Source organism: Ornithinibacter sp. (assembly GCF_035443565.1).
Lineage (GTDB): Bacteria > Actinomycetota > Actinomycetes > Actinomycetales > Dermatophilaceae > Fodinibacter.
On record NZ_DAORSO010000188.1, the window covers coordinates 1 to 3,595 of the forward strand.

A 3,595-nucleotide genomic window follows, 5' to 3' on the forward strand; every position below is an offset into this window, starting at 1 on the left:
GGACGCGAGGAACACCAGGGCACGAACGACCATCCGGATCATGGAGGGAGCCTAGCGGCGCCCTCGGTGGCGCTCGTCGTCGTCGCCCGTGTCGCCTAGAGCGGCGTGCTCCCCGTCGTCCCGACGAGCATGTCGCGGAACTCCGGCCCGGCGAGGCGCTGGGACTCCGCGCGCGCGGCGTCGACGCGCCCCGGCATCCCGAGTCGTTGCGTCGGCTCCTCGTTGCCCGGCGTCGAGACGAACTTCTCGATCGCCGCGAGACCCGCATCGGCGCGCGACCGGGCGGCATCCTGCTTGGCGTCCAGACGCTCGGCGTACCAGTCGGAGGCCAGCACCGACTCCCGGGTGAACATCTCCCGGAACTCGGGGGAGTCCAGGGTCAGCCCCGACGCGGTGACGCCGTCGGCCATGATCTCGAGCAGTGCCCGCAGCGGCGGGATCGCGAGGTCGATGGTGCCGTCCTTGACGAAGGCCCGCGCCACCCGCTCGTGGGTCATCGCGATGGTCGTCACCGACTCCGCGAACACGGCCGGGTCCTGCAGCTCGGGGCGCAGCATCTCGGGGGTGAACACGACCTCGGGGTGCAGGAAGACGCGGCCGAAGTACTTCGTCGCCATCGTCTCGGTCATCCGGTAGCCGAGGCGGCTGGCGGGCACGCGCCGACCGTCGTGCTCGACGTCCTCGACCTTCTCCAGGGCGCCCTCGGCGATGAGGTTGCGCGCGTCGCGCTCCTGTGGGGTCATCCGGGTGAACAGCTCGGGCACGAGGAGCGAGACGTCGTGGTCGACGCGCACGTGCGGCCCGACGAACCCGGCCGCGGACAGCCAGCCGTCGTGCCCGGTGAGCACGTAGCTGAGCAGGTTGGCGTTGAGGTCGATGATCGTCGGCAGCGCGTTGAACGGACCCTTGGTCAGGGCGCCCTCGGAGCCGGCGCCGGTCGTCGACGGCGACTTGCCCGTCATCGACGCGATGAACTCCATGAAGAGCTCGGGCACCTCCATGTAGTGCAGCGGGCCGTACGAGCACAGGGCGGGGACGCCGGCCTCGGGCGGGTTGTTGCGCCGACCGGCCGCGACGACGTCCACTGGCCGGGGAAGGGGGGCACTCGCCGGCATCCCCGCCGCCAGGCGCTCGCTGAGGTGCGCCACCGCGGTGGCCTTCGCGTTGGTGAGGTCGGGCCGCTGCTGGAGGTAGCGCGGGTTCTTCGACGGCTTGCCGTCGACGATGCGCGGATTCGCCGAGCTGACGACGAAGTCGGGCCCGACCCCCTCGGGGGTGTCGGCGAACTCGCGGATGAGGGTGGCCATCGGCTCGGTGAACGCCGTGAAGCTGACCGCGTCGTCACGCATCGCCACGGCATCCGCGTGGGTGAGGGGGGCGAAGTTGGACAGGAACGTGCCGGGGGTCGCGATGTCCCGCTCGGCCACCGAGTCGTACCCGCGGTGGATGGCGTCGTCGGGTCGCTGGAAGAGCAGGTTCTCGCAGTTCTCGACGAGCTTGTACGAGCGATTCGGGTCCAGGCCCAGCTGGTCGCCGGGAACGACGGTGGATGCCGTGATGTCGTCCTGCGTCTGGACCTTCACCGCGGGCGCGAAGTCGTGACGCAGGCTGAACAGGCGCCACCGGCCGTCGGTGTCGAAGCCCACCCGCAGCATGTTGAGGGTGATCTTCGTGCCGTCCAGGTGCAGCGAGTTGCCGGTGCGGCCGTCGATCTCGGCGACGCTGAAGTGGCTGCGCCAGTCCTGACCCCACTGCGGCTGGTACGAGCGCTTGACGACGTAGACGAGTTCCTTGACGTACGGCGGGATCGTGCGCAGCCAGGCGTTGTACTCCTGCGTGTACGTCGAGGGCGAGGGCGTCAGCAGCTTGATGACCGACCCGATCGAGCGCTCCGGTGACAGGATCGGCCGGTGGTCGGTGCCCCGCTGGGCGGGGTCGAGGAAGCGGTCGGTGAGGTCGCGATCGAGGATGGCCGCGACGGCATCCAGGTCGGCGTCGACGTCGGCGACGAAGACCGAGCCGACGATGAACGCGTCGGTGATGGCCTTGGAGATCTCGGACTTGCCTCCGCCGGAGACCGTCGCCGGCTTGTGGCACGACGTGGCGGTCGCGGCGGTGCCGACGAGGGTCCACGTGCTGGGGTCGTGGGGTTGCTGAGCGACGGTGACCCGGTAGCCGCTCGGGCTGAGGTAGACGGTGTCGGCACGCAGGGGGATGCCGTTCGCCTGGCTCTGCGTGGCACCCTCGTCGGTCGTGGCGTCGCCCCAGGTGACCGTCATGTCCTTCATCGAGAAGCGCGCCTGTGCCGGCACGATGACGATGTGCGGCTGCTCGCCGTCGACGGCGTGGCCCTGCGGCTGGAGGGTGAAGCGCTGCGGGTCGCGCGCGACGACGTCGGCGACGCTCACGGCATCCGCGACGCCTGAGTACCTGCCGGTGTACTCCTGACCGAGGTTGTAGCTCGCGAAGACCAGCGCCCCGCCGGAGTGCTCCTCCTCGGCATTGCCGAACAGGTTGGCGGAGTAGGAGATCTGCGTCTTGACCTCCTTCTTGCAGTACCCGAAGTAGGTGTCGGCGATGACGGTGACGATGACGCCGCGCTCGTCACGGGCGCAGATCTTGAAGGCCTTGCCCCCGTTGTAGAGCTCGTCCTCGCTCGACCAGCACATGCCGTCACGCTGCTGGCGCTCGGTGGCGTCGTCGACGTGCGGCAGGCCCAGCTCCTTCTTCGTGACGCGGATCAGGTGCGGGGCGAGGATGACGCAGCCGGTGTGGCCGGTCCACGTCTCGGGCGCCAGCGAGGCGTCGTTCTCCGGGAGGTAGGGGTCGCCGCCGTTGCCGAAGATCCCTTCGACGAAGTCGAGGTTCGCGACCGTGCCGCCGGGCACGATGAAGCGCGTCTCCATCCGCTTCTCGCGCACCGACCCCGGCACCTCCGGGGCGACGAGCGGGCGCAGGTGCAGCGAGACGAAGCAGGCCGCCGGGTTCGGCTGGTTCGCCGAGTAGGGCAGCACCATGTCGACCTCGGGCGGTTGGAAGGCCAGGCCGAGCAGCTTCGCGAAGACGGCCTTCGGCACGGCGATCTTGTCGTCCGGGATCGGCAGGCCACCCTCGGCGATGTGGAAGACGCCGGCCGTGGTGCGCCGGTCGTTGGCCGGGTTGTGCAGCACCCCGTTGACGAGCCGGTAGCTGCTCAGCAGGGGTGAGCTGAAGGTGTCGCCGTCGAAGGGCAGCGACAGCTCGCGGGCCAGGCCCGGCTGGTCGAGCACGAGGGTGCGCCGCGGCAGCTGCGGGTGCTCCCCGGTGTCGGCGAGGTAGTCGTCGAGGAAGGCCTGGATGCGGCCGTCGGCGGCGCACAGGCGGTCGGCCAGGCGCCGACTGAGCTCGCGCTGGCGAGCCAGGATCGGTGCTGCCAGGTGCGCGGCCTCGGTGTCCTCGAACCCCTGCGGGAGAGGGAGGCCGAGCTGGGCGAGCCGCAGGTTGATACCGGCGTTCTGCGCAGAGGTTCGGACGGCGGTGTTCTCGGTGGCAGTCACGCAACCAGTCTGTCCCTGCCGGGGTCGCGTCGCCATTCAGGAAAGCCTCATCAACTTTC

The 3,595-nt window shown here is 70.0% G+C and carries 1 protein-coding gene; it reads right to left on the minus strand.

What is annotated here, in order from left to right; translation table 11 throughout:
• Nucleotides 1–95: 95 nt before the first annotated feature.
• Nucleotides 96–3,536 carry a PPi-type phosphoenolpyruvate carboxykinase family protein gene (locus tag PLL68_RS13075; protein WP_324534767.1) on the minus strand — a complete coding sequence of 1,147 codons (3,441 nt, stop codon included), beginning with the start codon at nucleotides 3,534–3,536 and terminating at the stop codon, nucleotides 96–98.
• Nucleotides 3,537–3,595 lie beyond the last annotated feature (59 nt).